General features: G+C 70.1%; 29 protein-coding genes. 15 read left to right on the top strand and 14 right to left on the bottom strand.

Annotated features, from left to right (window positions below):
- Window positions 1-40 precede the first annotated feature (40 nt).
- The 3 genes from ABGB14_RS22505 to ABGB14_RS22495 form a co-directional block, all read right to left on the bottom strand.
- On the bottom strand, window positions 41-595 hold the full coding sequence (locus ABGB14_RS22505) for a DUF5825 family protein (RefSeq protein ID WP_347645780.1): 555 nt from the start codon (window positions 593-595) through the stop codon (window positions 41-43).
- Window positions 592-2,448 (bottom strand): RiPP maturation radical SAM C-methyltransferase, encoded by a 1,857-nt coding sequence (locus ABGB14_RS22500; RefSeq protein ID WP_347645779.1) that lies wholly within the window; start codon window positions 2,446-2,448, stop codon window positions 592-594. Before ABGB14_RS22500 ends, ABGB14_RS22505 begins: the two co-directional genes overlap by 4 nt.
- Window positions 2,449-2,516: 68 nt before the next feature.
- Complete coding sequence (locus ABGB14_RS22495; RefSeq protein ID WP_347645778.1) at window positions 2,517-2,663, bottom strand: hypothetical protein; 147 nt, start codon at window positions 2,661-2,663, stop codon at window positions 2,517-2,519.
- Window positions 2,664-2,842: 179 nt separating this feature from the next.
- Between ABGB14_RS22495 and ABGB14_RS22490 the strand changes: the two genes are divergently transcribed.
- From ABGB14_RS22490 to ABGB14_RS22480, 3 genes are read left to right on the top strand one after another with little or no spacing between them, the layout of a single operon-like run.
- Window positions 2,843-5,674, top strand: a complete 2,832-nt coding sequence (locus tag ABGB14_RS22490) for a BTAD domain-containing putative transcriptional regulator (protein ID WP_347645864.1) — start codon at window positions 2,843-2,845, stop codon at window positions 5,672-5,674.
- A gap of 57 nt (window positions 5,675-5,731) precedes the next feature.
- Entirely contained in the window at window positions 5,732-6,484 is a 753-nt protein-coding gene (locus ABGB14_RS22485) for an alpha/beta hydrolase (protein WP_347645777.1), read from the top strand.
- Complete coding sequence (locus ABGB14_RS22480; protein ID WP_347645776.1) at window positions 6,471-6,926, top strand: MarR family transcriptional regulator; 456 nt, start codon at window positions 6,471-6,473, stop codon at window positions 6,924-6,926. The genes ABGB14_RS22485 and ABGB14_RS22480 overlap by 14 nt, the downstream gene beginning before the upstream one ends.
- A 12-nt stretch (window positions 6,927-6,938) precedes the next feature.
- Here ABGB14_RS22480 and ABGB14_RS22475 read toward each other — a convergent pair whose 3' ends face one another.
- A complete protein-coding gene (locus ABGB14_RS22475; RefSeq protein WP_347645775.1) occupies window positions 6,939-7,295 on the bottom strand; it encodes a helix-turn-helix domain-containing protein in 357 nt (118 codons plus the stop codon).
- Window positions 7,296-7,345: 50 nt separating this feature from the next.
- Here ABGB14_RS22475 and ABGB14_RS22470 point away from each other — a divergent pair, with 50 nt between their 5' ends.
- The 3 genes from ABGB14_RS22470 to ABGB14_RS22460 all read left to right on the top strand — a co-directional run bounded on the left by ABGB14_RS22470 (window position 7,346) and on the right by ABGB14_RS22460 (window position 9,377).
- A complete protein-coding gene (locus ABGB14_RS22470; protein WP_347645774.1) occupies window positions 7,346-7,780 on the top strand; it encodes a TIGR03618 family F420-dependent PPOX class oxidoreductase in 435 nt (144 codons plus the stop codon).
- Window positions 7,781-7,852: 72 nt separating this feature from the next.
- Window positions 7,853-8,695: an NAD(P)H-binding protein gene (locus ABGB14_RS22465; RefSeq protein ID WP_347645773.1), complete on the top strand. Its 843-nt coding sequence runs from the start codon at window positions 7,853-7,855 to the stop codon at window positions 8,693-8,695.
- A 52-nt stretch (window positions 8,696-8,747) separates the two neighbouring features.
- A complete protein-coding gene (locus tag ABGB14_RS22460; RefSeq protein ID WP_347645772.1) occupies window positions 8,748-9,377 on the top strand; it encodes a hypothetical protein in 630 nt (209 codons plus the stop codon).
- 61 nt (window positions 9,378-9,438) lie between these two features.
- Here the strand turns inward: ABGB14_RS22460 and ABGB14_RS22455 are convergent, their stop codons facing one another.
- Window positions 9,439-9,864 (bottom strand): hypothetical protein, encoded by a 426-nt coding sequence (locus ABGB14_RS22455; RefSeq protein WP_347645770.1) that lies wholly within the window; start codon window positions 9,862-9,864, stop codon window positions 9,439-9,441.
- Between the two features lie 202 nt (window positions 9,865-10,066).
- Window positions 10,067-11,101 (bottom strand): saccharopine dehydrogenase NADP-binding domain-containing protein, encoded by a 1,035-nt coding sequence (locus tag ABGB14_RS22450; RefSeq protein ID WP_347645769.1) that lies wholly within the window; start codon window positions 11,099-11,101, stop codon window positions 10,067-10,069.
- A gap of 102 nt (window positions 11,102-11,203) precedes the next feature.
- On the opposite strand from ABGB14_RS22450, the gene ABGB14_RS22445 reads away from it, so the two are divergent.
- Entirely contained in the window at window positions 11,204-12,187 is a 984-nt protein-coding gene (locus ABGB14_RS22445; RefSeq protein ID WP_347645768.1) for a helix-turn-helix domain-containing protein, read from the top strand.
- Here the strand turns inward: ABGB14_RS22445 and ABGB14_RS22440 are convergent.
- Window positions 12,162-12,878, bottom strand: coding sequence for a DUF2071 domain-containing protein (locus ABGB14_RS22440; protein ID WP_347645767.1), 717 nt, complete (start codon window positions 12,876-12,878; stop codon window positions 12,162-12,164). The genes ABGB14_RS22445 and ABGB14_RS22440 overlap by 26 nt on opposite strands.
- 126 nt (window positions 12,879-13,004) lie before the next feature.
- On the opposite strand from ABGB14_RS22440, the gene ABGB14_RS22435 reads away from it, so the two are divergent.
- Window positions 13,005-13,868: a hypothetical protein gene (locus ABGB14_RS22435; RefSeq protein ID WP_347645766.1), complete on the top strand. Its 864-nt coding sequence runs from the start codon at window positions 13,005-13,007 to the stop codon at window positions 13,866-13,868.
- Between the two features lie 155 nt (window positions 13,869-14,023).
- Window positions 14,024-14,986: a zinc-binding dehydrogenase gene (locus tag ABGB14_RS22430; protein ID WP_347645765.1), complete on the top strand. Its 963-nt coding sequence runs from the start codon at window positions 14,024-14,026 to the stop codon at window positions 14,984-14,986.
- 38 nt (window positions 14,987-15,024) lie between these two features.
- Here the strand turns inward: ABGB14_RS22430 and ABGB14_RS22425 are convergent, their stop codons facing one another.
- Entirely contained in the window at window positions 15,025-15,858 is an 834-nt protein-coding gene (locus tag ABGB14_RS22425; protein WP_347645764.1) for a helix-turn-helix transcriptional regulator, read from the bottom strand.
- A 302-nt stretch (window positions 15,859-16,160) separates the two neighbouring features.
- Between ABGB14_RS22425 and ABGB14_RS22420 the strand changes: the two genes are divergently transcribed.
- The 3 genes from ABGB14_RS22420 to ABGB14_RS22410 are packed head-to-tail and all read left to right on the top strand — an operon-like array spanning window position 16,161 to window position 18,102.
- On the top strand, window positions 16,161-16,535 hold the full coding sequence (locus ABGB14_RS22420; protein WP_347645763.1) for a peptidase inhibitor family I36 protein: 375 nt from the start codon (window positions 16,161-16,163) through the stop codon (window positions 16,533-16,535).
- On the top strand, window positions 16,535-17,308 hold the full coding sequence (locus tag ABGB14_RS22415; protein WP_347645762.1) for a hypothetical protein: 774 nt from the start codon (window positions 16,535-16,537) through the stop codon (window positions 17,306-17,308). The genes ABGB14_RS22420 and ABGB14_RS22415 overlap by 1 nt, the downstream gene beginning before the upstream one ends.
- Before the next feature lie 47 nt (window positions 17,309-17,355).
- Window positions 17,356-18,102 carry a dienelactone hydrolase family protein gene (locus ABGB14_RS22410; RefSeq protein ID WP_347645761.1) on the top strand — a complete coding sequence of 249 codons (747 nt, stop codon included), beginning with the start codon at window positions 17,356-17,358 and terminating at the stop codon, window positions 18,100-18,102.
- A 41-nt stretch (window positions 18,103-18,143) separates the two neighbouring features.
- Here the strand turns inward: ABGB14_RS22410 and ABGB14_RS22405 are convergent, their stop codons facing one another.
- A complete protein-coding gene (locus tag ABGB14_RS22405; RefSeq protein ID WP_347645760.1) occupies window positions 18,144-18,437 on the bottom strand; it encodes a hypothetical protein in 294 nt (97 codons plus the stop codon).
- Entirely contained in the window at window positions 18,434-18,652 is a 219-nt protein-coding gene (locus tag ABGB14_RS22400; RefSeq protein WP_347645759.1) for a hypothetical protein, read from the bottom strand. Before ABGB14_RS22400 ends, ABGB14_RS22405 begins: the two co-directional genes overlap by 4 nt.
- Before the next feature lie 126 nt (window positions 18,653-18,778).
- On the opposite strand from ABGB14_RS22400, the gene ABGB14_RS22395 reads away from it, so the two are divergent.
- Window positions 18,779-19,030 carry a winged helix-turn-helix domain-containing protein gene (locus tag ABGB14_RS22395; protein ID WP_347645758.1) on the top strand — a complete coding sequence of 84 codons (252 nt, stop codon included), beginning with the start codon at window positions 18,779-18,781 and terminating at the stop codon, window positions 19,028-19,030.
- Window positions 19,031-19,264: 234 nt separating this feature from the next.
- Here ABGB14_RS22395 and ABGB14_RS22390 read toward each other — a convergent pair whose 3' ends face one another.
- The 4 genes from ABGB14_RS22390 to ABGB14_RS22375 all read right to left on the bottom strand — a co-directional run bounded on the left by ABGB14_RS22390 (window position 19,265) and on the right by ABGB14_RS22375 (window position 23,288).
- Window positions 19,265-19,681, bottom strand: coding sequence for an HIT family protein (locus tag ABGB14_RS22390; protein WP_347645757.1), 417 nt, complete (start codon window positions 19,679-19,681; stop codon window positions 19,265-19,267).
- Between the two features lie 178 nt (window positions 19,682-19,859).
- Entirely contained in the window at window positions 19,860-21,482 is a 1,623-nt protein-coding gene (locus ABGB14_RS22385; protein ID WP_347645756.1) for a YDG/SRA domain-containing protein, read from the bottom strand.
- A 29-nt stretch (window positions 21,483-21,511) separates the two neighbouring features.
- Window positions 21,512-21,883: a hypothetical protein gene (locus ABGB14_RS22380; RefSeq protein WP_347645755.1), complete on the bottom strand. Its 372-nt coding sequence runs from the start codon at window positions 21,881-21,883 to the stop codon at window positions 21,512-21,514.
- 361 nt (window positions 21,884-22,244) lie between these two features.
- Window positions 22,245-23,288 (bottom strand): alcohol dehydrogenase, encoded by a 1,044-nt coding sequence (locus ABGB14_RS22375; protein ID WP_347645754.1) that lies wholly within the window; start codon window positions 23,286-23,288, stop codon window positions 22,245-22,247.
- 178 nt (window positions 23,289-23,466) lie between these two features.
- On the opposite strand from ABGB14_RS22375, the gene ABGB14_RS22370 reads away from it, so the two are divergent.
- Complete coding sequence (locus ABGB14_RS22370; RefSeq protein ID WP_347645753.1) at window positions 23,467-24,327, top strand: helix-turn-helix transcriptional regulator; 861 nt, start codon at window positions 23,467-23,469, stop codon at window positions 24,325-24,327.
- Between the two features lie 65 nt (window positions 24,328-24,392).
- The gene (locus ABGB14_RS22365) at window positions 24,393-25,256 is read left to right on the top strand and encodes an NmrA family NAD(P)-binding protein (RefSeq protein WP_347645752.1); all 864 of its coding nucleotides are present in this window, start codon (window positions 24,393-24,395) and stop codon (window positions 25,254-25,256) included.
- Window positions 25,257-25,265 lie beyond the last annotated feature (9 nt).

The following is a 25,265-nucleotide window of genomic DNA, read 5'->3' as shown; positions in this document are numbered from 1 at the left end:
CCGCCTCGCAGTGGCTCGTGAACGTGGCGGACCCACGATCTCAGACCGCCATGGCGGGGACCGGCCAGCGGCGCATCCGGTGCGGGAGGGTGACCACGAGGTCGCCGCACCTGAGCACCAGCCGCTCGTCGATCAGCACGTCGACGGCGTCGCGTTCGTCCGTCCCGAGGCCGGGCAGCCGCCGCGGGCGCAGGCAGCGGGTGAACGCGGAGCCCAGCGCCCCGTCGTCGATGATCATCCGGGCCGCGGCCGCCGGGTCGCGCATGTCCTTGACCTGCAGGAAGCCGGGCCCTCTGCGGTAGTAGCACAGGCCGATCCGGAACCGCGAGCGCCAGACGTCCAGCCCGGCGCTCCCTTCCTGGCCCGCTGCCGGTACGGGCCGCCGCGGTGGCGGCAGGTGGAGCAGCGGCGCCGTGTCGAAGCCGGGCCGCACCCCGCCCGTCCAGTCGACGACGGTGCCCCGTTCGAGGTTGTCGCGCAGCACGGCGATGAACGCGACCGTCTCCTCGGGCCGCTCGCCCAGCGTGATCGGCCGCCCAGCGGTGATCACCGTACCGGGAGGAGGCGGGCCCGAGGAAAGCGGGGAGCTGCTCATGCCCGCGTCCCGGTCAGGACCGGCGCGCGGTGCGGAGCGGAGCCGGTGGCGAGGCCGATCCAGAAGTCGCCGTCGCGGAACACCAGCCCGTCTGCCTGGGCCTCGCCGAGCCACGCACCCAGTTCCGCCTCCGGCGGCGCCTGCCCGTGCCTGCTCAGGTGCCGGTGCAGCCCCGCCTCGGTGCGGCGGTCGCCCAGCGCGCGGTACGCGGCGGCCCGCCAGCCCGGCAGGCGGTGCCGGGTCCGCGGCCGGCCGTGGCGGGCGTCGTCGATGACGATCAGGTCGCCGTGGTCCTCGGCGATCAGGTAGGAGGACGGGTAGGCGTCCTTCCAGCTCTCCAGCGCCGCCTCCAGCGCCCCGGCGGTCTCCTCGTCGATGCCGGCGGGATCGCTGTCGAAGAAGTACGCCAGGTCGGACAGCTCGCTGTCGGGCAGGTCGTAGACGTGCCGGTAGAACGCCGCCGGCGCGCGGCGCGCGAAGCCGAGCTCGGGCCGTTCGTGGTAAGGGCTGAAACGTTCGAGGACGATGCGGACCGTGGTGTCCGGCGGTTGCAGGTGGACGAGCGCCGGGATCTGCTCGATGACGGGCCGGTAGTCGGCCGCGCTCTCGCCGGGGAAGCCGTACAGGTAGTTCCACTCCACGGTCAGGTGGTGCGTCTCGCAGTCGCGCAGCAGCCGGATGTTGGTCGTGCCGTCCACGCCCTTGTCCATGAGTTTCAGCACCCGGCCGTTGAGGCTCTCGATGCCCGGCTGGACCGTGGCCATGCCGGCGCCGGCCAGGGCGCGGACCTGGTCGGTGCGGATGTTGGACTTGATCTCGTAGTGGACGCGCAGGTCCCATTCCAGGTCCGCCATGGCGGGCAGGACCGTACGGAAATAGTTCATGTCGAGGATGTTGTCGACGGGCAGCACGTCCAGGATCTGGTGCCGCCTGACCAGCGTGGACAGCTCGTCCAGGAACCGGTCGGCGGGCTTGGACCTGAATCCGATCATCGAGCCGTTGAGCCCGCAGAACGTGCACTGGTGTTTCTCTCCCCACCAGCAGCCGCGCGACCCTTCCATGACGAGTTGCGGGGAGACGTGCTCGCGTACGGGCGACGCCTCGAACACCTCCTGCCACCCGCGGAAGTCGGGCAGCGGGATGGCGGCGGGCGGCACGGGACGGCTCGTGGGCGTGTTGGCGATCGACTCGGCGCCGTTCCACCAGCACACCCCGGGCAGGTCGGCCGGGTCCTCGGCCGCCAGGACGCGGTCGAGGAGGAGGGGGAACACCTCTTCGCCCTCGCCGCGCACGACGTAGTCGACGAACGGGTGGTTGCGGTGCAGCGCGTGGCCCATGACGCCGTCGCAGTTGGCCCCGCCGAAGACGACCCGGAGCTCGGGGCGCAGGCGCTTGAGCCGCCGGGCGAGTGCCAGGCTGGCGGCGTTCTGCATGAACGTGGAGGTGAAGCCGACGACGTGCGGCTCGCCGGCCAGCACCTCGTCGACGGCGACGTCGATGAAGGCCGCGGCGTGGGGGCGCATCCGCACCACCGCGTCGACGTCGAGCCCGCGGGCCTCGGCGTACGCGCGGAACTCGGCGTCCTTCCACGCCGGGTCGTCGTGGAGGCAGCCGGCGAAGACCCAGTCTCCCAGGCCGTGCAGCACGCCGTACTCGGCGATGTCCATGACCGCCCTGGGCCCCAGGTCGCCGCCGCTGTCCTTGATCAGGAACTCGACCCACCGGATGCCGCCGTGGAACTCGGTCACCTCGACGTCCGGACGCCGCGTGCGCAGCAGTTCGTGCAGGATGCCGATGGGCAGCGAGGGCCGGTTGACCGGCTGCCAGGGCATGGCGGCGAGCGCGGCGCGCATGTCCCTCCCTTCCCGGGTGGGGACGCCGTGGCGCCGGCGCCCCCGCTCGTGGTTTCCGTCCGGGCCGCCTACGCCGCCTTGGCCCAGAGGTTCTCCGTGTAGACGAGCTGCGAATGGATCGGCGTCTTCTTGATGGCCGGCCTGGCGGCGGTCAGCTCCTCCGCCGCCTCCGCGCCAGGGGCGGGCGCCGCCGAACCGCGTGTCTCAACAGGCATGAGCATGTCTCCTTTCGACCGCGCAGAAATGGTCGGGGAGACTTTATGGGCGTCCCGTTATTGCCGGCTTAAATGCCGATGAAATGGCTTTCGCGGAACGGCCCGGCGGCTCGGTGACCTGGGGACACGATAGGCTTCCTGCGCATCCGGTCGTCGGAAAGGGGCGGCGCTTGCGCCAGGTGGGGTTCCGGATACTCGGGCCGGTCGGGGTCTGGGCGGAGGGCCGGTTCGTCGGCCCGTCCACTCCACAACAGCGGTCGGTGCTGGCCATGTTGTTACTGAACGTGCGCCAGGTGGTCACCACCGAGCGGCTGATGCGGGCGGTCTGGGGCGACGAGCCGCCGATCACCGCGCGCAACGCCATCCACCAGTACATCTCGCGCCTGCGGCGGGTCCTCGCCCCGGTCCCACGGGCCGCACTCGTCACCGCGCCGCCCGGCTACCGCCTCGACGCCGAGCCGGCCGACGTCGACCTCCACCGCTTCCGCGAGCTGGTCGACCAGGCGAGGAAGAGCGTCCCCCGCGAGGCCGGCGCCCTCTTCGGGCAGGCGCTGCGCCTGTGGCAGGGGCCGCCGCTGGCGGACGTCTCGGGCGACTGGCTGCCGGCGATGTTCGGCCAGGCGCTGGCGGAGGAACGCCTGAGCGTGGTCGAGGAGCACGTGGCCGCCGGCCTGAGCCTCGGCGCGTCCATCGAGTCGCTGGCCGACCTGCCGATGCTGATCAGCGAGCACCCGCTGCGGGAGCGGCTGACGTACCTGTGGATGTTGTCGTTGCTGCGTGACGGCAGGCGGGCCGCCGCGCTGGAGGCGTTCCGGCAGACCCGCCGGCGGCTGGTGGACGAGCTGGGCGTCGAGCCCGGGATCGAGCTGCAGGAGCTGCACCGGCGGGCCCTGTCGGCCGAACCGGCCGTCGAGGTGTGGCCCTACTCCCAGCAGGCCACCGCTGAGGGCTCCGCCGACGCGGCGGACGTGCCGCCGGTGCCCGCCGAGCTCCCCGCGACCCCGGCCGTCTTCGCCGGGCGGGCCGCCGAGATCGCCCGCGTACGCGCCGCCCTCACCGCGGGCCCGCGGGTGTGTCACATCAGCGGCATCGGCGGCATCGGGAAGTCCGCGCTGGCCGTCCACGTCGCCCGCGGGCTCGTCGAGCACTTCCCCGACGGGCAGCTCTACGTCAACCTGCACGGGGCCATCCCGCAGGCAGGCCCGGTCGACCCGCACATCGTGCTGGGCCGCTTCCTGCGCTCGCTCGGCACCGCCGACTCGGCCGTGCCCGCCGACCTGGAGGAGGCCGCGGGCCGGTTCCGGTCCCTGACCGCCGGCAAGCGCATCCTGATCGTGCTCGACAACGCCAGGGACGCCGCGCAGGTGCGGCCCCTGCTCCCGGGGAGCGCCACCTGCGCCGTCCTGGTGACCAGCCGCCGGATGTTCACCTCGCTGCACGACGCCGTCCACGTCCCGCTCGACGTGCTCGACGTCGGGCGGGGCACCGACCTGCTCGGCGGCATGGTCCACGACGACCGCATCGCCAGGGAGCCGGACGCCGCGGCGGCGGTGGTCCGCCTGTGCGGAGGGCTGCCTCTCGCGCTCTGCCTGGCCGCCGCGCGGCTGAACGGCCGTCCCTTCTGGCCGGTGTCGGTCCTGGCCGAGCGGCTGTCCACCGCCCGGCACCGGCTGGACGAGCTGCGCGCCGACGACCGGGCCGTACGCGCCGTCTTCCAGGAGAGCTACGAGGACCTGCGCGCGAGCCCGTCGGGAGCCGAGGCCGCCCGCGTGTTCCGGTACGTGGGGATGCTCGACGGGCCGGATGTCGGGCCCGTCGTCGTCGCGGCGATGACCGGGCTGCCCGAGGACCGCGCGCGTGACCTGCTGGACGCGCTGGTCGACGCCCAGCTGGTGGAGACCCACGCCCCCGACCGTTACCGCCTGCACGACCTGCTGCGGCTCTACGCCCGCGAGCGGGCCGAGGCGGAGGACCCCGCCGGCTGCCGTACCGAACTCGTGCGGCGGGTCCTGCACTGCCAGCTGGCGACCGCCCGCACGGCGATCAAGGTGATCGGCGCGAACTCCGGCCGGCGCGCCGGCATCGGCCCGCGCACGCTCGATCACCCCGGCGCCCGGCTGGCGAGCGGCGAGGACGTGCACGCGTGGACGGACGCGGAGGCCGACAACGTGCTGGCGCTGGTCCGCACGTCCGCGGGCCCTTCCATGGACGCCCTCGTGGTTTCGCTCGCGGCGACGTTCACCGTCCTGCTGTACGAGCGCGGCCACTGGCTCAAGCAGCTCGGCCTCGCCCAGTCGGCCCTGCCCGCGGCGGCCGGCACCGGCGACATCCGGTACGAAGCGCGCATCCTCGGCGACCTGGGCTGGGTGCAGGTGTGCATGGGGGCGAGCGAGGACGGCATCGCCCACCTGCACCGCTCGCTCGACGCCTACCGGCGGGCGGGTGAGGCGACGATGGAGGCGTCGTTGCTCGACAACCTCGGCGTCGCCTACCGCACGGCGGGGCAGCCGGAGCGCGCGGCCGAGCACCACACGCTGGCGCTGCGGCTCAACCGCGAGCTCGGCGACCGCAGGGGCGAGGCGGTCAACCTCACCCACCTCGGGCTGGTCCGCCAGGCGGCCGGCCGTTACGACGAGGCCGTCGAGCTGCACACCCGGTCGATCGAGCTGCTGGGAGAGCTCCGCATGCCGGGCGAACGGCTGCGCGCCTTCATCCACCGCGCCGAGGCGTACCGGCGGGCGGGCCGGTACGAAGAGGCCGTCGAGCACTACCGGCAGGCCATGGAGACCCACGAAGGGCTGGGCGGCTCCGGCGACTTCGGGGAGGCCGAGATCTCCTGGGGGCTCGGCCTGGTCCTTCACGAGCTCGGCCGCGCCGACGAGGCGCGGCAGGCGTGGCGGCGGTCGGTCACCCTGCTGGGCAGGCTGGGGCTCATCACCCGCGACGAACAGCTCAGCGCGGAGCAGGAGGAGCCGCCCCCGACGCCGCGGGTGATCGTGCGGCAACGCTGACATCCGGGCGCTGCCCAGATTAGTTGACACGACATATATGTCGTGTAATCTATCAGCATGACAAACGAACCGACCCTGGTCTTCATCCCCTGCTTCTCCGGCGCTCCATGGGATCTCGCGCAGCTCACCCCCCTGGCCCATCGCCCGCAGCGCACCTTCAGGCTCCCCGAAGGCGTGGCCGACATGGAGGCCTACGCCGACGCCGCCGCGGCCCACGTCGCGGACCTGGACGACTACGTGCTGGTCGGAGACTCCTTCGGAGCCAACATCGCGCTGGCGCTGGCCGTCCGCCGGCCGACCGGGCTGCGCGCCCTGGTGATGTCGGGCGGCTTCGCGGCCAACCCCGTCTCCTCCCCGATCTGGAGGAGCGCCATGCGGGGCATGGGCAGGCTGCGCGGCGGCCCCTACCGGCAGCTGGCGCTGCGCGCGCACGCCCACCGGCTGGCCTCACCCCACGACCGTGCGGGCCAGATCCCCTGGAGCCAGGCCGACAGCCGCCGGTTGTTCCTGGACAACACCCCGGCCCCGTCGTTCGGAGCCCGCGTCAGCGCGGCGCTCACCGCCGACTACACCGACCGTCTCGACAGGGTAGGCGTCCCCACCCTGATCATCACGCCGTCGCACGACAAGCTGATCGGCGAGCAGGCGGCGCAGACCATGCGCACCGGAATCGCCGGCGCCCGCGAGATCGTGCTGGACCGGACCGGGCACATGTTCCGCTTCACGCATCCCGAAACCTACGCCCGCGCCGTCGAGACGTTCCTGACCAAGACGACCCGCGACCGCGAGCTGACCCGTGCGGCCCGCTGAGGAGCTCAGATACCTGATCCTGGCCGCGCAGCGCGAGGGCAACCGGATGCTCGGCCAGGCCCTGCGGCCGCTCGGCATCACCCCCTCCCAGGCCGAGGTGATCCGCGTCCTGCGGGAGCACGGCCCGCTGACGCTCAACGGCCTCGGCGAACTCCTGGTCTGCGAGAGCGGCAACAGCCCGAGCAGGCTCGTGGATCGCCTGGTCACGCTCGGCCTGGTCAGGCGTGACGTGGCGGCCCACGACCGCCGCCACATCGACCTGTCGCTCACCGAAGAGGGGGCCGAGCTCGTACGACAGGTCGCCGAGATCGAGGAGAGGCTCTACCAGTCGATCGACGCCGCAGCCGGAGGCCGCGATCTCGAACAGGTCTTCGCCTTCCTCAGGGCCTTCGTCGGCGACCTGCCCGCCGGCCAGGCCCTGGCCCGCCGCGCCCACCGCTGACCCGCGTCACGGTCACTCGGGCTGAGCGGCCAGGATCGCGTCCCCGTGATGCTCGGCCCACCGCGTCAGGATCGCTATCGGGTCGATCAACGTCTCGCCGAGCTCGGTCAGCTCGTACTCGACCCGCGGCGGCACCTCCGCGTAGGCCCGCCGGCCGACCAGCCCGTAGTTCTGCAGCCGGCGCAGGGTCTGGGTCAGCATCTTCCTGGAGATGCCGCCGATCAGCTCGACCAGCTCACCGTGCCGGCGCGGGCCGCGGCTGAGCGCGTACAGCACGACGACCGACCACTTGTCGGCGATCACCTCCACCGCCAGGCGGGCCGGGCAGTCGGCCAGGAACACATCCCCCGGCCCGTCAAAGTCACCCACGGTTCCTAAGGTACTCGTTGGTTCCCATGGGGCTGGCTATCGTGCGCCTCATGACGACGCAGAAGCTCTCGCCCGCCGCGGATCGACTTCTCGAAGCCGACCGGTGTGCCACATTTGTGACCATAAATGCTGACGGATCGCCCCAGGTCAGCCTCATGTGGATCTCCAAGGACGGCGATCACCTGGTGTTCGGCGTCGAGCAACATCGTGTCAAGGTCCGCAACCTGCGGCGCGACCCGCGCGTCACGGTGCTGATCGAGGACGACCGGGATTCGGAGCACGGCCTACGGCAGCACCTGATCGTCCGCGGCACCGTGACCTTCGAAGGCCCCGGCATCCCCGAGCGCTTCGCTGCCTTCATGGACCGGCAGGCCCAGCGCTACCTCGGCACCGGCTACCCCTTCGCGAACCGCGAGTCCACGACGGCGCTCATCGGCCGGATCCAGGTGGAACACGTGTCCGGCGTCGGCCCCTGGGCGCCATAGCCGAGACGCTCGCGCATGGAAATGCGCTTCTCGACCATGGTTCGTCTCATCCTTTCGCGGTGAACTCGAATCATGACAACGACACCGATCCTCATCCTGGGCGGCGCGGGCAAGACCGGCCGCCACGTCGCCGAGCGGCTGCGGGCGCGCGGCGTCCCGATCCGGCTCGCCTCGCGATCGAGCGAGCAGCGGTTCGACTGGTACGACGAGAGCACCTGGACCCCGGCGGCGGCCGGCATGGACACGGCCTACCTGGCCCCGCCGGTCGATCCGCCGGGTCTCGCGCAGGCCGGACGGTTCGTCCAGCAGGCGGCGGCGAACGGCCTGCGCCGGGTGGTGGTGCTGTCCGGCCGCGGCGTCGGCGGCCCCGGCCGCGACTTCGCGGTCTACGACGCCCAGCTCGACCTGGAGAGCGCCGTCAAGGACAGCGGCGCCGCCTGGACCATCGTCCGGCCCGCCTGGTTCATGCAGAACCTCAGCGAGGACTTCATGCACGGGCAGGTGGTGGCCGGCGAGCTCCGGTTGCCGGCCGGCGACGGCGCCGAGCCGTGGATCGACACCGAGGACATCGCCGACGTGACGGTGACCGCGCTGCTGGACGAGAAGCACGCGGGCCAGACGTACTCGCTGTCGGGTCCGCGTACCCTCACCCTGGCCGAGGTCGCGGCCGAGCTCTCCGCCGCGACCGGCCGGCAGATCCGGTACGTCGCTCTCGAACCCGCGGAGCACGTCGCCGAGCTGGTCGGGTACGGCGCGTCCCGGGCCGAGGCCGAGGCCCTGCGCGACCTGTTCGCGGTGATCCGCAACCACCGCTCCGAGTACCTCTCCGACGGCGTGCGGGAGGTGCTCGGCCGGAGACCGCGCGACTTCACCGACTGGGCGCGCGGCACCGCACGAACCGGCGTGTGGTCGTGAACGAGCGGCACGGCGAAAATCCACGTGCGCCGTGAGCGCGGCCGGGTGTTGCATGAGCCAGGTGATCGACGAACCGCTGGAACGACTCCGCACCGCCGCCCGCCGCACCCGCGAGCTGGCCCTGGGCCGGGCGGGCACCGGCCTCCGCCACCAGGACGCCGACGACGACGTCGGCACGATCGGCACGGACGGCGCCCTCGGGTTCGACCCCTTCCCGCTGCTCGAAGCCCTCCACCACCACGGCGTCCACATCGTGGTGATCGGGCAGGTCGCCGGCATCATGCACGGATCCACCGAACTGACCGGCGATCTGGACCTGCTCTGGGACGGCGTCCCGGCTCACGCCCCCGCCTTGGCGGCCGCCTTCATCTCTGTCGGGGCCCGGCTCTCCGACGAAGCGGGCGACCCCGTACCGACGCGGCCGGAGTCCTTCCTCCACCCCAAGGTGCAGTTCACCTCGCCGGGAGCCGGCGGCGACTGCTGCACCCCGGCGCTCCCCTGGGGCGGCCTTCGCGTCCGGGACTTCCTCGACCGCGCGATCACCGCGACCGGCCCGGACGGCCTGGTCGTCCGCTACGCCTGCCTGGACGATCTGATCCGGATGCGCCGCGCCATCGGCCGCCCGAAGGATCTGCGGCGGGCAGCCGAACTCGGCTCGCTCGCCCCGGGCGGTCACCGGTAAGGCCGGCGGACCTGCCACGTACGAACGTGGCAGGTCCGCCCGCACGTCCGTCGCGATGGGTTCAGCCGCAGTGAACGTTGTTGAGCTTGCGCGAGTTCCAGTCCGGGACGATCCCCTCGACGTCGATGCACTGGTTGGGCGCGGAGACGTACACCGGGCCTGCGTAGTGCGTGAACTCGCCGGCGTCCGAGTCCTTCCCGCTGCCGTCGCCCCGCGAGATGATGACGCCCTTCCAGCTCCTGGTGTTGGCGTACTTGCCGTAGCCGTAGGTCAGGGCGCAGTTCTTGCCCGTGCTGGAGCTGTAGTGCACCTCCAGCGTGCCCGTGCGGCTGCCGTCTACCTTGTGGTGAATGGCGTAGACGCCGACCCGGGTGTAGCTGCTGCCGCAGGGTCCGGCCGCGCCTGCCGGGGCGGCGGCCGCCACCATCGTCGCGGAGGCGGCGATGGTCGCGCCGGTCAGGAGGGTCGCCAGCTTGCGTGTGCGCACGGAAATCCCTTCAATCGATCAATACTCACGATATGAGACCACGAATGCCGCTGACGCGCATCACAGATGCAGCCACGTCACGAGCGGACTGGACCACCGGGAACGGCGCGGGCCTCGAGGCGCTGCGCCCGTGCCGGCGGGCCACACCTTCTTCGCCGACCCGTGCACGGCGCAGATCCTGCGAGCGTCAGGGCAGGACCGGTCAGCCGCGTGGGCCGAGCGGCACCTGCAGCGACAGGTGCGGGGTCAGGGCGCGCAGGAAGTCGGGGGCGTCGAAGGCCGCCCCCGCGGAGGCGACGCCGGTGGTCCTGGTCCGGCCGGTGAGGATGCGGTCGGCGGCCTCCACCGCGAGCGGCGCGGTGATGGCGTAGATGTCCTGACCGGCGGCGGCCGCGCGGCGTTCCGCGCCGCCGGAGCGGACGACGACGTCGACGAGGAAGGTCTGCGCGGAGCGGCCGCGCTCGTCGACGGCGGCCGGCGGCGAGGCGTCGGGAGCGAACAGGTCCGCGGCCGCCCTGGCGGTCATGTAGGTACGGACCTCCGGGACGGCCAGGTGGCTGGGGACGGTGACGACGTCGGCCATGGTGAAGTCCCCGATGACGTTCTGGGGGCCGAGCGGAGCCGGGAACCGCCATTCCAGGGTCGGCAGCGCGTCGTCGTGGTGCTCCAGCCGCCCGCCCGTGTAGCGGACCCGGCGGCCACCCCGCCGTTCCGCCGAGACCACGCCGGCGGCGAGCGTTCCCGCGGTGGGGTGCCAGCTGCTCAGGCCGTAGGCGACGTGCACCTCGTCCGCCGCCGTCCAGTCGCCCATCGCGGTGGTGACCAGCAGGTCGCCGAGGCCGCCGTAGAAGGCCATCGCCGGGACCACCACGGTGCCGGCGTCGCGGGCGGGCTGCGCGAAGCGCGCGAACGTGTCGGCGTTCGCCTCGATCTCGGCCGCCACGTCGACATAGGGGATGCCGGCCCGCAACGCCGCCTCGACCAGCGGGGCGGCGGTCGAGGCGAAGGGTCCGGCGCAGTTGATCACGATGTCCGCGCCGCCCAGCGCGCGGTCGAGCGAGCCCGGGTCGCCGACCGGCGCCTGCCGCGTCAGGGATGGCTGGCCCATCGCCAGCAGCTTGTCCCGGTCGCGGCCGAGGAGCAGCGGTACGTGCCCGCGCTCGCGCAACTCCGCGACGACGAACCGCCCGGTGTGCCCGTAGGCGCCGTACACCGCCACGTTCCGACCCGACCCCATGCCTGCTCCCACGTGCTCGAAGTGATCCGCCTCCGGAATCCTGGCCCCGCCGGCCAGTCGGGGGCCAGTGTCCGGAACGACATGACCCGTACAATTCCCGACATGACCTCTGACCCGCGCTCCGTCGCGGTCGCCGCCACCGACGGGATGCTCCACTTCGAGCTGGCCCTGGCCTGCGAGGTGTTCGGCTCCGCCCCGGCCGCCCTCCCCGGTCCCTGGTACGACCTCAGGGTGTGCGGCAGGCACGCCGTACGGGCCGGCCGGTTCCTGCTGGAGCCGGACAGCGGGCTTGACGAGCTGGCCCGCTCCGCCACGGTGATCGTTCCCGCCCTGGCGGACGCCGGCGAGGACCCGCCGGCCGACCTGGTCGAGGCGGTGCGCGCGGCCCACGAGGCGGGCGCGCGGGTGGCCTCCCTGTGCACGGGGGCGTTCGTGCTCGCCGCCGCCGGCCTGCTGGACGGGCTGCGCGCGACCACGCACTGGGCCCACGCCGAGCTGCTGGCCGCGCGCCATCCCCGGGTGGAGGTCGACCCGGACGTGCTCTACGTCGACAACGGCAGCGTGCTCACCTCCGCCGGCAAGGCCGCCGCGATGGACCTGTGCCTGCACCTGGTCCGCCGCGACCACGGCTCGGCGATCGCCAACGTGGTCGCCCGCCGCCTCGTCGTGCCGCCCCACCGGGCCGGCGGCCAGGCCCAGTTCGTCACCACGCCGGTGCCCGACCAGGACGGCCACCCCCTGGCCGCGCTGTTCCCTTGGGTGCTGCGGCGGCTCGACCAGCCCCTCACCGTGGGAGACCTGGCCCGCCAGGCGAACATGAGCTCGCGCCACCTGACCCGCCACTTCCGCTCGGCGACCGGCACCACCCCGCTGCAGTGGCTGCTGATGCAGCGCATCCGCCGCGCGCAGGAGCTGCTGGAGACCACGGACGACACCATCGACACCGTCGCCTCGGCCGCGGGCCTGGGCACGGCGACGACCCTGCGCCGCCACTTCCAGCGCGCGCTCGGCGTACCGCCCGACGCCTACCGCCGCACGTTCCGCGCGCCGGCCCCCACGTTCACCAGCTCCACGTCCCCACCCTGACCGGCACCCCCGGAGAGGCGTGGAGAACGGGCCGCCCTTCAGGGGCGGGCAGCCCGGCGGCCTGCACCAGGTCCTGATCCAGGCCGTGCAGGGAGGCGTGGTGCAGCGGCCACGGCGGGTGCTCCACCCGTGCCGCCGCCAACCGGCCGCCCACGAGGCTGAACAGCCGGAAGCGGGCGGTCAGAAAGTACGCGAGCTCGTCGCGCTCCCGCTCCGCCAGAGGCAGACCGGTCTCCACCTCCGCGTCACACCGCGCGCCCGCCGGCCCGGGGTAGCGCCGACGGCACCGGTAACGCGTGTGCCCGTTCTTGACGTCCACCGACATGTCAGACCAGAAGTAGGGCAGCCAGTAGCCGATCCGCCCGCCGAGCGCGGCCGGCAGGCGTCCGGCGTCCAGCGAGAAGAACCAGACGCCCGTACGTCCCCGCGCGTCACGCACATAGGTCCGCACGTTCGTCTCCGGGAACGTGGACAACCACGGCAACGCGGGAACACCCGGCACCCGGACCCCGCGCATGAGGAACGGCGTGAGCCCCACCCACGCCGCCCCGTCGAAGGTCTCGACCTCGAGCTGCGCCGGCAGGAGCGCCTGCACCTGCTCCGGCCGGTAGCGCCAGTGGATGAACGTCATCCGGGACCAGCGGTGGAACATCACGGGCCGGCTGACGCGGGGCGAGGGTGGAGCACGCATCCCGCCCCCCTGCCCTCCGCCCGTACCGGCAATCCGGCACAGGATCAGGCCCGCGCCGGCAGTCGTGTTGCTCTTGGTCGTCCGAAGCCGTAGGCATAGGAGGCGACCTCCTGCCAAGATCGCCACATGCTGCGCTTGATCACGACTCTCCTGGCGGTGGTGCTGCTCCTCAGCGGCGGCCGTCTTCTGATCGGACCGCGCGCGTTCGAAGACCACGCCGCACAAGCCGTCTGGACCTGGCGGACCAGCGGTGCCGACGAGATCTGGCACAAGGGTTTCGTCCCGATCGACGAATTGAGCGTGATCCCGCCGCAGGTGCTCAGGAAGATCCAGCACGACGAAGAGTACGGCTGGGTTGTGGCCCGCCAGCTCCCCGCTCCTCCGGCCGAGGCGCAGATCCGCTGGGACGACGGGTCCGTGATGCGGACCCCCGTGATCGGGCCGCGGGAAGCGCTGACGGCTCTATCCCCCTGGCCTGAGGCGTACTCCTTCCCTGACGACGAGGCGTACCACCTGACTGGAGCGACCTTCACCACCATGCGGCTCAACACCGTCCGAGGGATGGCAACCGTGCCCGCGTGGCGACTGTACTTTTCGGACCTGCCCGGCCCGATCGACTACGTCGCGGTCGACCGGGACGCAGCCGGCACCGTCGAAGGCGCGGTCGGCAACCACCGTTCAGGCGACCAGGATGTCTCAGACTTCGAAGTTCTCGACGAACGCACGCTGCTGGTGAACTACGAGTACGGGTCCTGCACCCGCAAGCCGCTCGAGGTCAGACTGCGAGTCAGTGAAGCGCCCGATGTGGTGGTTCTGGGGCTCGACGTTCCCGATCACGGCACCGGTCTGTGCGCGGGCACCGGCCAGTCAGGCCGCGACGTCATCAGACTCGACGAGCCACTAGGGGATCGTGTGGTGCTGGACGCGACAAGCAGGCTGCCCCTCCTGTGCCGTCGCGCGCCGGACGCGTGTCGCAGCAGCATCGCATGACCGACAACCCGGTTGAGTGATGTGGGTGAGGCCAAATGGGCACGGGACGAGGATCCCCTCGCGGGGCAGCGCGGACGTTGACCCATGCTGGTGGTGACACACCCAGGATGAGCTGACACTGCCCGGTTCGCAGTCGTCCCCGCACGATGGACGGCATGAAGGCAATCACGATTCCCGAATTCGGCGCCGCCGACGTCCTCCGTCTCGACGAGATCGAGGTCCCCGAGCCCGGGCCGGGGCAGGTCTCCATCGACGTGGCCTACGCCGGTGCCAACTTCGCCGAGATCCTCTACCGGCGGGGTGTGGTGGATGTCCCGCTCCCGTTCGTCCCCGGCATCGAGGTGTCCGGCCACATCCGAGCCCTCGGCCCCGGCATCCGAGGGTTGCGCCCGGGACAGCCGGTCGCCGCGCTGACGATCGTCGACGGCGGCGGCTACGCCGAGGTGGTGACCACCTCCGCCGACCTGGTGGTCCCACTGGACGGATGCGACCTCGGGCTGGAGCTCGCGGCCGCGCTGCCGTCCAACAGCACCACGGCGTTTCTCGTACTCGACCGGGTCGCCCGCCTCGAACCGGGCGAGAGCGTACTCGTCCACGCCGCAGCCGGAGGTGTGGGCAGCCAGCTCGGCCAGGCCGCGCGGCTGCTCGGCGCGGGCCGCGTGGTGGGCGCCGTCGGCACCCCCGCCAAGATCCGGCTGGCCGAGGAGTTCGGGTACGACGAGGTCGTCCTGCGTGAGGAGGTGGCCGGGGCAGGCCGGTTCGACGTCGTGGTCGACATGATCGGCGGCACGGCACGCCGTACCGGACTGGACCTGCTGGCGCCCATGGGCCGGCTGGTGGTGATGGGCAACGCGTCCGGCGCCGAGGACGCCGGGGTCTCGGCCAACGAACTGTGGTTCGCCAACAAGACGGTCGCCGGGTTCAACCTCGCCGCCTTCTCCGCCGCCTTCCCCGAGGAGGCGGGTCGGGCGTTGCACCGGGCGGTGACCGCGGGCGCGAACGGGGAACTGAGGGTACGGACCGAGTCGCTGCCGCTGGAGCAGGCTGCGGAGGCGCACCGGCGAATCGAGTCCGGCGGCACCACGGGAAAGCTTGTCCTCGAGGTCGAGCGCGGCTGAGCCTTCCCGTCATCTGGAAAAATGCTGACGCGGCCGCGTCAGCTGGTCCTGGCTGACAGCGACAGGCGCTCCACCTTCTCCTTGGTGCCGGTGTCCGGGTGAGGGGTGTGCAGCACCACGTTGAGGTCCGCGCGATCCGGCAGCCGGAACAGGCTGTACTCGAAGGTGAGGTCACCGGCCTCGGGGTGGCTGATCGCCTTGATCCCCTGGGATCTGGAGCCGACATCCGCACGTGCCCAGAGCTCGGCGAACTCCGGGCTCGCCGCCGACAGCTCCCCGGCGATCCGCCCGAACGCCGGATCGTCCGGATAACGTGCCGCGGCGGCGCGGAAGTCGGCCACCATGTCCGGCGCGAACTCGTGCCATTCGGCGAACCGGCTGCGGTAGGTGGCGTGCGTGAAGAAGGCGACCATGCAGTTCTCCACGTCGTCGTCGAATCCGAAGATCCATCTGGACGCGTCGTTCGCCGCCACCAGGTTGTAGTGCCGGTCGAGCACGTGTGCCGGATTGGGCATCCAGGCATCCAGCACCGCGCGCAGTTGCCCGCTCGCCGGCGCGCCCGGCCGCCCGCCAGGCTCCGGCGGGTTCAACCCGGCCAGAACGTAAAGGTGGCGCCGCTCGGCTTCCTCGAGCTGCAACGCCCGAGCGACCGCGTCCAGCACGGCGTCCGAGACCTTGATGTCACGCCCCTGCTCCAGCCAGGTGTACCAGGACACCCCGACCCCGGCGAGCACGGCCACCTCTTCCCTGCGCAGCCCGGGAGTACGGCGGCGCCCACCCTCGGGAAAGCCGACCGCGGCCGGCGAGAGCGCCTCCCGCTTGGCACGCAGGAACTCTTTGAGCTGCTCACGGCGATGCTGGAGGGAAGCCACGGGCTCACCATAATCGACCGGGCCGGTGCCGATCCGCGCACGCGAACCCCGTTCGGGCGGACCCGCGACCGAACGCCAATGCGCGTGGACCCAGAGTCAACGACTTCTCCCGATCCTCCTCAGAGAATGAGGGCTGATCACCGTCGGCACGCTGTCCGGTGGGACCGTCCAGGCCGCCGCCCTCGACGCATCGAGCCAGCCGCCGCATTGACGATCGCGAAGCACCTACGCATGCCAACCTTGGGGGAAACGTGTCACTTCGGAACTGGAGCAGGGTAATCCTGGGAGCCGCCGCCGCGACGGTGACCCTCGCTGTGACGGGCCCGGCGCCGGCCAGCGCCGGACCCGGCGGAAGCTGCGCGAACACGGCGTTCTGCCTGTATGAGAACACGAACTACAACACCGGGAACACCGATCACTGGAGAAACTTCTACGCCTCCGACAAGGATTTCCGGAACAACGTCTGGCTCGACCGCAAGGGCAGGGCCACCAGCGACGGAATGGACAACGAGGCCAGCTCGGTCAAGAACTACACCAACTGCGTGGTCACCCTCTACCAGCATCCCGGCTATTCGGGCGCGGCCACGACGTTCATCCTCAAGGGGCAGGAGCGGCCGAATCTCAGCCGCGAAGGGATCGGCGACAACCGGGCCAGCTCGGTCAGGTTCAATTGCTAGTGGCGGTCAAGCGGTGGCCCGGCGTCGTTCTGGGCGCGCTCGCCTTGATGGTTCTCTCGCGCAGCGCCCCAACGCCGGGCTTCGCCCTGCCCTTCGACGGCTACCTGCTGACCCCGTCTGACGCGGTGGCGATACAGGCCGCACGAGACTCCTGTGCGGAAGCCGCGCAGGACGCGGAGGCTGCGGGCCGGCGCTCGACACCGGCTCACGGCGTGCGGCTGGAGCGGAACATGCGCCGGTACGGCATCACGGACGTCGGGGATGCCGAACGCCACGGCTACCACGTGCCCGGCCCGCTCGTGCGCCCGTCGTCGGCCCCCGCAGCCGGCCATGCGTGCGCGCGCGAGGCGGAAGAGCGGCTGTGGGGCGGGGTCCCGGAAGCGGATTTCGCGTGGCTGTCGGCGCTGAACGCCCGCTCGGTCGTGCGTTCCGAGAGCGACCCGGCCGTCGTGGCGGTGACCCGGGCGTGGAGCAGGTGCATGAGAACGCATGGCTTCACCTACCCCGACCCGCTCGCGGCCTTGCAGGATCCGGCGTGGCGGCTCGACTCCGCCGCGAGTTCCCCCAGGGAACGCGCGGCCGCGGTCAGCGACGCCCGGTGCAAGCGGACCACCGGCTACGTCACCGTCAGGTCCGCGGCCGAGACCCGGTTCCAGAAGGAGCTGGTCGACCGCTTTCCGGCGAAGTTCACCGCGTTGAAGCAGGCCCGGGACCGCCTGTTGCGCAACGCCGAGCAGCTCACGGCCCGCAGGAGCGAGAAGGTACGTACGTGAGCGGGAACGTCACCTCGTCCGAAGCCTCATTCGATCACAGGAGTCCCATGACGCAGAACGTGCGCATCCCGCTGGCGGACGGCAGTTCACTGGCAGCGGCGGTGGCGATGCCGGAAGGGGCCGCACCCGCGCAAGGATGGCCAGGAGTCGTGGTCGTGCACGAGATCTACGGCGTCGAACCGGACATGCTGGAGGTGGCAGAACGGTTCGGCGAACACGGGTACGTGGCGGTCCTGCCCGACCTCTACAGCCACGGATCCCGGATCAGGTGCCTGACCCGGGTCATGCACCAGCTCGCGACGGGCCGGCTCGACGGGCCCACCGCCGACATCGACGCGACCCGGCGATGGCTGGCGGGCCGCGAAGAGGTCGACGGCGGCAGGCTCGGCGTGATCGGGTTCTGCATGGGCGCGGGCTTCGCCCTGGCCTACGCGGCCGGCGCGCCACCCGGCGTGCGGGCGGCGGCGGTGAACTACGGCGCGGTGCCACGCCGCAAGGAGGAACTGGCCTCGATCTGCCCGGTCGTGGCCTCCTACGGCGGCCGTGACAGGGGCTTCCGCTCACACGGCGAACGGTTGCGAGAGCACCTGCGGGCACTCGGCGTCGACCACGATGTCACGATCTACCCCGAGGCCGGTCACTCTTTCATGACCGACGGCCACCACCCGATCGCGAGCCTCGCGCTGTTCCCGCTCCGTCACGGTCTCGTACGCCCGGCGGCGGACGACGCCTGGCAGCGAACCCTGTCCTTCTTCGACCGGCACGTCGCCGATCACCAGCAGCCTCGCCGCTGACCGTTCACCAGGTAGGACGCCGAGGTGCGCGTCCGGGGCCGTCACCTCGCCTGACCGGTCAGGATCTGCACCCACAGCTCCCGGGCGAGGCGCGCACGCACCCACGGACTCTCCCTCACCTCGTCGGGATCCTCGGAGGGAATCAAACGGACGAACGACAAGCCCGCCCCCGCGCAGAGCTCGAACATCGGGTACGTGCACCCGCACGTGTGCTCGCGAACCCGCAGCAGAACAGCCCGGCTCTGGGGCACAACCCAGTCCACCCGGACGGCATTCGCGTTCGGCGCGGCCACGTGCAGGCCGTGATAGTCGAAATGCGAGGGCGGGCGGCTCACGACCGCACCACCATCCGGACCTGGTCCTCCAGCAGCGACACGAACGTCTCCGCGTCGCCCGCACAAACCGTCTGCCGTAGCCCTTTGTCGATGTCGACGTTCCGGAGATGAACACCGCGCCGGGTCGCGTAGAACACGCCCGCGTCGCTGCAGAAGACCGACCAGGCGGGGAACCGAGTGCGAAGGGCGTCGAGGTCGTAGCCAGCAGTTGCCATACGGGGAGGGTAGAAGCCATATGGCCCCTGTCTACCCCTATAGACCCCACGGGGTAGCTAGGGGTTCCGATAGATCCATAGAGGCGAATGAAGACCCGTGGCGCCCCCTTTCTACCCTTAGTGTTTGTGATTGACTTCGAGCCGGACCGCCCTCGCTGGCAGCAGATCGCCGACGTGCTCCGCAGCCGCATCGCAGGTGGCGAGTACCCACCCAAGTACCTCGTCTCGGAAGTTCGCCTCGTGCAGGAGTTCGGCGTGGCTCGCGACACCATCCGTAAGGCAATCCGCCAACTGCGCGAAGAAGGCCTGATCTACACCGTGCCGAACCTCGGCAGCTTCGTCAGCCCGCCGCCAGAAGCCGAACCCGCAGAAAGCTGAACACCCCAGCGGGCCGAGCGGATCTCGACGGATCGACTGCTACAACGACGTCAACGCGCTCACGCCGAACGTGCTCTCGGTCAACGCCGTCGTCACCAGGTCAGCGACCTACAAGGAGAAGGGATCAGGCGCGAGATCACCGGATTGTGGGCACCGATAGCGATCCCGAACAGATCATCCTCTCGGGATAAGGCGCCGCTTCAGGGCCCACGGAATGTCATCACCAGGCCTCACTCAGAGGTGTTGGCTGAGGCGCTTGGCGATCCCGTCGGTCTCATCGAGTTCGAGACAAGGAACCTCGCCCGACCGTGTGCCGCCGTCGGGCAGAGTGCCGGCGACATGGAAGTGAACATGGGGGACGGTCTGGTGCGCGGGCGCACCGTTGTTCTGCCAGACGGCGATGCCCCCGGGGTCGTAGGCGGCTGCGATGGCTCGGGCCGCCCGCCGTACGGCGCTCATCAATTGCTGCTCCTCCGCCGGGGCCACGTCCATGACCGTCGGACGGTGAGCGACCGGGATCACCAGCACGTGCCCCTGCCCACGCTGCCAGCGGGTGACCAGGATGGCGACCTGCTCCCCCTGTTCCAGGATGGAGGCGGGGCTCAGCCCGGCGAGGTAGTCGCAGAACGGGCACCGGTCCGCGGATGGCATGGATATCGGCATGCCCCGATCTTCCCCCATCTCGTCAAATGTCGCGACCGTGCACGGAATCGAACGAGATATAGGGACATCGCGCTGAGATCTCCGTGCGGAAGCTGTTCAGCGCTCGAACGTTTCGGTCACAATCGCCGCCCTCCTGCAAGAAAGGCGCGCAACATTCGCCTTCTCGTTAGCGCAACTCGTTGCCGAGTCTTTGGTGACCGAGGGTGTGGTGCTGACGGTGGTACTGAATGTGCTCGTGATCGATGTCGTGCTTCAGCATGAGCTTGCCGATCGGCTCGCCATCCGTTCGATCTATTACACTGAAATCATCCTCAATGGTGATCGCCCCATACTTAAAAAGGTTTCGGTGATTAGGGCAGAGGCACAGCATGTTGGCTTTGTCGTCGGGTCCCAAGTGAGGCCGTTCCAGCCCGCGAATGTGTACTGTTGTGGCGATCCGCAGACCGCCTGGCACTTCAAGCACGGTGCCACATACCTGACAGGAATGGTCGTACACCTGCTTAAGTTCAGTGGCCAGCAACCTGTCGGCATAGATGCCGGGAGCAACCTCTTCCCGCCGCCCGGGGGGAAGCTTACGACTGAGATGGGGCGCTCTCTTCTTCGGAGCACCATCGTCTATCTGCTCAAGCCGGAATTGGAGCACCGTAGGTCCATCAGCGCCACGCTTGGTCCAGTAATCGGCCACTTTATAGAGCCCGTCGTAGCTATATCCAGCGGGCGGCGAGAACTTCTCGTTACCCCCAGCGCCTCGAATAACCCGCACTGGCAGGCCGGTCATGATGCTCTTGATCAGAGCAGCGTTACCCGAATCGTCCGCCGACTGATCCTTGACCTGCACACCGGTATTAGGATCACGACCTCCATGGCCCGTATAAATGATCACATCCCCGTAGTCTTCATCGTCCTTATAACCACCCGAAACGACGATGGACTCCGCGCCACCCCGCTCAGCAGTGCCACAGATGCCCGCCTGCAACGGCCTGTGTACGCCTGCATCATGCAACGCCCGACGGCTCTCGAAGATGGCCCCTGATTGGATGCCCTCGATGGGACCATAGAACTCTTTGACTTCGAAGCGCTTTTGACTCTTATGTGCACGATTACGTACCAGTGCGATGTGGGCTGCGAGGTTTGACTCACGCTTTTGTGGAATTGGGAGACCCTTTTCCCGCAGCGACACGCGGGCGTGCTGGAAGATCGTATCCAGCTCCAGGAACTCAGGCTGTCCTGGGATGCCTTCGCTGATGAGCTGAATCAGCTCGCCCGTAAAAGCTGTATGGGTATCCAGCCCTCCGAGTGCAGTCTTGTTCTCGGCCGTCGCCGTCATCAAGTATGTGCCAGCGACGCTAGCACTGTTCGCTACGCGCTCCGTAGCGTCCTCGGCGCCCATCAACCCGAGCGCCAGTCCGCTGTAACAGCAGTCAAGGATGACAATTTTGCGTCGTGCAAAACTCGCCCGAAGCTCGTTTCGCACAGTGTCGTAGGCCACCGCGCTGTACATGCGATCTTTGTGCGAATCAACCAAAGTGAGATAGAGGTCGCTCTCCACGGAATGCATCAATCCATGGCCAGCGAAATAAACGATGAGGGTGTCTTTAGCTTCTTCGCGAGCCTGCCACAACGGATCCATCATTGCATCTACCGATGTGGGGTTATGGACAACCGTGCAGTGCTCTGCCGGCAGACCCCACAGATCAGCTCGCTGCAGGAGACTGCTCACCGCCTTCAGGTTGTTCTCGACGGCGGGGAGAGAGCTCAGATAGGTGTACTCGCTCGTGCCGACCAGCACGGCACGCGACGTTAAGGGATCAGGCAGGCTCAATCGTGATCCTCCAAAGCCCTGAGAATCTGGACAACGAGCTCCGACTCTGCCTCAGATACCACGACGGTAGTTTCCCCACGCTCGATGGTCACCTGAGGACGATGACGCCGTGTTCTGCGCCACTGCGATAGTGTCTCGATGAACGCCGGCCACTGCAATGTGCTTGTTACAACCAGAGCAATGAGATCGAGCGTATCACCCATCTCGCCGGGCTCCGGATCCTTCGACTGCAGGCGTATGTCCATATAGTCAAGAGCGTCGAGGTCTCTCATCAACCAGTCGTAGAGCGACCGGAGCTCCTGTTCGGCAAAATCCCCGCTCATACGAAGGCCGACCGTTTCAGCCACCACAATCACCACCCAATCCACTACCAGATCGCATCGGGGATGCTACCGCCACCCATCCGCATAGGTACCCGAATCCAGGAAAAATGGACACCTCGTCCGACCCTCCTGAGACAGGATTCATCCCACCCGTCAATCGTGCGCACGCAAGAGCATGAAGGGAATCGATCCACGTCGGGTTTCCATCCGATGCCTAGTAGAGCAGCTGCACATACGGGCCCTCCGGTTGGACATGCCGCAGCACAAGGCACTGACCCTTTTCATCATGAGGACGGGTTCACCCAGGTCGCAGCATGAGGGCACCGTATCTTCGAGCAGACCCGTAGCTGGTCAACTGGATGGGAAGCGGCAAGCCGGTGCTTGCCGCTCCCCCACAGGACCCGGGTTACTTGCCGGTGGTGAGGACCATGCGGTAGCGGGCCTCGCCGGACATCATGCGGTCGTAGGCGGCCGCGACGTCGTCCAGTGGGCGGGTTTCGATCATGGCGCGGACGCCGGTCAGGGCGGCGAAGTGCAGGGTTTCCTCGACGTCGCTGGCCGTGCCGGACGGGTGGCCGTGGATGGTTCTGCTGGATGAGATGAGCTGGAACGGGCTGACCTGGATGGGTTCGGGGGTGGCGCCGAGCACGATGAGTTCGCCGTTGTCGTCGAGCCCGTCGATGACGGCGCTCATGGCCTCGGAGCTGGCCGCGGTGGCGAGCACGACCTTCGCCCCGCCCAGGGCCTGCAGTTGCCCGGCGACGTCGCCGGCGTTGCTGTCGATGTAGTGGTGGGCGCCGAAGTTCTTGGCCGCCTCGGCCTTGGAGGCGCCTCGCGCGACGGCCACGGTCTCGAATCCGAGCTTGCCGGCGAACTGCACGCCGAGGTGGCCGAGCCCGCCCAGGCCGAGTACGGCGACGAGGTCGCCTGGCCCTGCCGCGCTGTGGCGCAGCGCGTTGAACGTGGTCACGCCTGCGCAGCCCATGGGGGCGGCTTCGGCGGCGCTCAGCTCGTCGGGGATGCGGGCCAGCGCGGACACGGGTACGACCACGGCCTCGGCGTAGCCGCCCGGGTACGCCCAGCCGGGGACCTGCATGCGGACGCAGTGGATGAAGTCGCCCCGGCGGCAGGCCGGGCACGTGCCGCAGTTGCCGCCGAACCAGCCGACGGCCACCCGGTCGCCGACGTTCCAGTTGTCGACGCCGTCGCCGAGCGCTTCGACGCGTCCGGCGATCTCGTGTCCGGTCACCAGCGGGAAGGTCACGTTGGGGAAGCCCGCGTTGACGAACCCCGCGTCGGACCGGCAGACGCCGCAGGCCTCGACCGTGAGCCGTACGTGGCCCGGCTGCGGCTCGGGCAGCTCGCGCTCGACCACGCTGAACCCGCCGCCGGGTTCGGTGACCTGGGCGGCTCGTACGGTCAGCGGCTTGGCGTAAGTCTCCGTGGACATGATGAACCCCTTCGGAAAGGCTGGACCGGACCCCATCGGGCCCATACCCAGCACACCACGCGGCAGCCCTCGGAAATGGCTCTGACCAGGCCCTGAGCGGGCTGGTACGCGGGAGGCAGGTACGGACAGGGCCACCCGGGCGCGGATGTTGTCCGGGCAGCGAAAGGACAATGGTGCTATGGACAGAAGGAGCGAACTGGCCGGCTTCCTGCGCTCCCGGCGCGCCGGGATCAGCCCCGAGCGGGCGGGGTTGCCGGAGGACGGTCGTGCCCGGCGGGTGCCGGGGCTGCGCCGCGACGAGGTCGCCCGCCTCGCCGGGATGAGCACCGAGTATTACACCCGGCTCGAACAGGGCCGAGCCGGTACGCCGTCCCCGGAGGTCGTCGAGGCTCTCGCGCGCGCCCTGCGGCTGGACCCGGCCGAGCGCGAGCACCTCGTCGACCTGCTGGCGCGGCCCGCGTCCGCGCGCCGCGCGCCGGCGGCTCCGCAGCGGGTGCGGCCGGGCCTGTATCTCATGCTGCAGACGCTGGAGCACGTGCCCGCGTTCGTGGCCGGGCGGCGTACCGACATCCTGGCCGCGAACCGGCTGGCGCGGGAGGTGCTGACCGACTTCGAGGCTCTGCCGGCCACGCAGCGCAATCTCGCCCGCTACTACCTGCTCGATCCGGTCGCCCGCGACCGCGTGGGTGACTGGGCGCAGATCGCCGCCGAGACCGTCGCCATGCTGCGCTTCGAGGCGGGCCGCTATCCGAACGACCGGCGGCTGGCCGATCTCGTGGGCGAGCTCACCCTGCGCTGTCCCGAGTTCACCACCTGGTGGAACGACCACCGTGTCCTGCGCCGCACCTACGGCACCAAGCGCTACTACCACCCAACGGTCGGGGAGCTCTGCTTCTCGTACGAGTCCTTCCAGCCTCCCGGTGATCCCGACCAGACGTTGTGCGTCTACAACGTCGAGCCCGGCTCCGCCACCGCCGACGCGCTTCGCCTGCTGAGCAGCTTGTCCACCCCTGCCGATATCAGCGATACGAACTATTGATTCCATCGATATTACCAGTGATACGCTTTATCCGTTTTCATCGGAACGGATCACTGGAGTGCGACATGATCATCGTGACCGGCGCCACCGGACTGCTCGGGCGCCAGATCGTCGAGCGGCTGCTCACCCGCGTCCCCGCCGCCCAGGTCGGTGTCAGCGTCCGCGACCCCGGCAAGGCCCGGGCCTTCGCCGACCAGGGCGTACGCGTGCGGCACGGCGACTTCTCCGACCCCGGCAGCCTCGCCCACGCCTTCGAGGGCGCCACCCAGGTGCTGATCGTCTCGATCGACGCGTTGGGCGACGAGGCCGTACGAGGGCACCGCGCCGCGATCGGCGCGGCCGTCGCGGCGGGCGCCCGCCGCGTCCTCTACACCAGCCACATGGCCGCCGGCGCCTCCTCGCGCTTCCAGGCCTGCCGCGACCACGCCGCGACCGAGGAGGCACTGCGCGCGTGCGGCGTGCCGTTCACCTCGCTGCGCAACGGCTTCTACGCCGCCAGCGCGGTGCGGTTCCTCAGCCTGGCCATGCGCTCCGACCAGATCGTGCTCCCCGCCGACGGGCCGGTCAGCTGGACCGCCCACGAGGACCTCGCCGACGCGGCCGCCGCCGTGCTGGCCGACGAGGGCCGCTTCGACGGCCCCACTCCCCCGCTCACCGCGGCCCGGGCGCTCACCTTCGACGACATCGCCGGCATCGCCGGGGACGTGACCGGCCGCGCCGTCACCAGGGCCGTCGCGCCCGACGACGCGTTCCGGCGGCGGCTGACGGAGCACGGCGTGCCCGACGAGTACGCGGGCCATCTGATCGACATCTTCGTCGCCGCCCGCGCCGGCGAGTTCGCCACCGTCGACCCGGCCCTGGCCGGCCTGCTGGGCCACGAACCCACCCCGCTGAGCTCCGTCGTGCGCAAGCACCTGCCGGGCGCCTGAGCGGCGCGG

The sequence above is a fragment of the Nonomuraea sp. B10E15 genome (assembly GCF_039871615.1).
GTDB lineage: Bacteria > Actinomycetota > Actinomycetes > Streptosporangiales > Streptosporangiaceae > Nonomuraea.
Note: the sequence above shows the minus strand (reverse complement) of the source record. Positions and strands in the feature narration are given on the sequence as shown.

Excerpts from the sequence above, each read along its gene's own strand:
- ABGB14_RS22435 (WP_347645766.1), top strand. The coding sequence starts at position 13,005 with ATGCTGCGCTTGATCACGACTCTCCTGGCGGTGGTGCTGCTCCTCAGC.
- ABGB14_RS22390 (WP_347645757.1), bottom strand. The coding sequence starts at position 19,681 with ATGCCATCCGCGGACCGGTGCCCGTTCTGCGACTACCTCGCCGGGCTG.
- ABGB14_RS22505 (WP_347645780.1), bottom strand. The coding sequence starts at position 595 with ATGAGCAGCTCCCCGCTTTCCTCGGGCCCGCCTCCTCCCGGTACGGTG.
- ABGB14_RS22460 (WP_347645772.1), top strand. The coding sequence starts at position 8,748 with ATGAGCCAGGTGATCGACGAACCGCTGGAACGACTCCGCACCGCCGCC.
- ABGB14_RS22370 (WP_347645753.1), top strand. The coding sequence starts at position 23,467 with ATGGACAGAAGGAGCGAACTGGCCGGCTTCCTGCGCTCCCGGCGCGCC.
- ABGB14_RS22495 (WP_347645778.1), bottom strand. The coding sequence starts at position 2,663 with ATGCCTGTTGAGACACGCGGTTCGGCGGCGCCCGCCCCTGGCGCGGAG.
- ABGB14_RS22375 (WP_347645754.1), bottom strand. The coding sequence starts at position 23,288 with ATGTCCACGGAGACTTACGCCAAGCCGCTGACCGTACGAGCCGCCCAG.
- ABGB14_RS22430 (WP_347645765.1), top strand. The coding sequence starts at position 14,024 with ATGAAGGCAATCACGATTCCCGAATTCGGCGCCGCCGACGTCCTCCGT.
- ABGB14_RS22410 (WP_347645761.1), top strand. The coding sequence starts at position 17,356 with ATGACGCAGAACGTGCGCATCCCGCTGGCGGACGGCAGTTCACTGGCA.
- ABGB14_RS22450 (WP_347645769.1), bottom strand. The coding sequence starts at position 11,101 with ATGGGGTCGGGTCGGAACGTGGCGGTGTACGGCGCCTACGGGCACACC.
- ABGB14_RS22470 (WP_347645774.1), top strand. The coding sequence starts at position 7,346 with ATGACGACGCAGAAGCTCTCGCCCGCCGCGGATCGACTTCTCGAAGCC.
- ABGB14_RS22500 (WP_347645779.1), bottom strand. The coding sequence starts at position 2,448 with ATGCGCGCCGCGCTCGCCGCCATGCCCTGGCAGCCGGTCAACCGGCCC.
- ABGB14_RS22485 (WP_347645777.1), top strand. The coding sequence starts at position 5,732 with ATGACAAACGAACCGACCCTGGTCTTCATCCCCTGCTTCTCCGGCGCT.
- ABGB14_RS22440 (WP_347645767.1), bottom strand. The coding sequence starts at position 12,878 with ATGCGTGCTCCACCCTCGCCCCGCGTCAGCCGGCCCGTGATGTTCCAC.
- ABGB14_RS22400 (WP_347645759.1), bottom strand. The coding sequence starts at position 18,652 with ATGGCAACTGCTGGCTACGACCTCGACGCCCTTCGCACTCGGTTCCCC.
- ABGB14_RS22365 (WP_347645752.1), top strand. The coding sequence starts at position 24,393 with ATGATCATCGTGACCGGCGCCACCGGACTGCTCGGGCGCCAGATCGTC.
- ABGB14_RS22465 (WP_347645773.1), top strand. The coding sequence starts at position 7,853 with ATGACAACGACACCGATCCTCATCCTGGGCGGCGCGGGCAAGACCGGC.
- ABGB14_RS22445 (WP_347645768.1), top strand. The coding sequence starts at position 11,204 with ATGACCTCTGACCCGCGCTCCGTCGCGGTCGCCGCCACCGACGGGATG.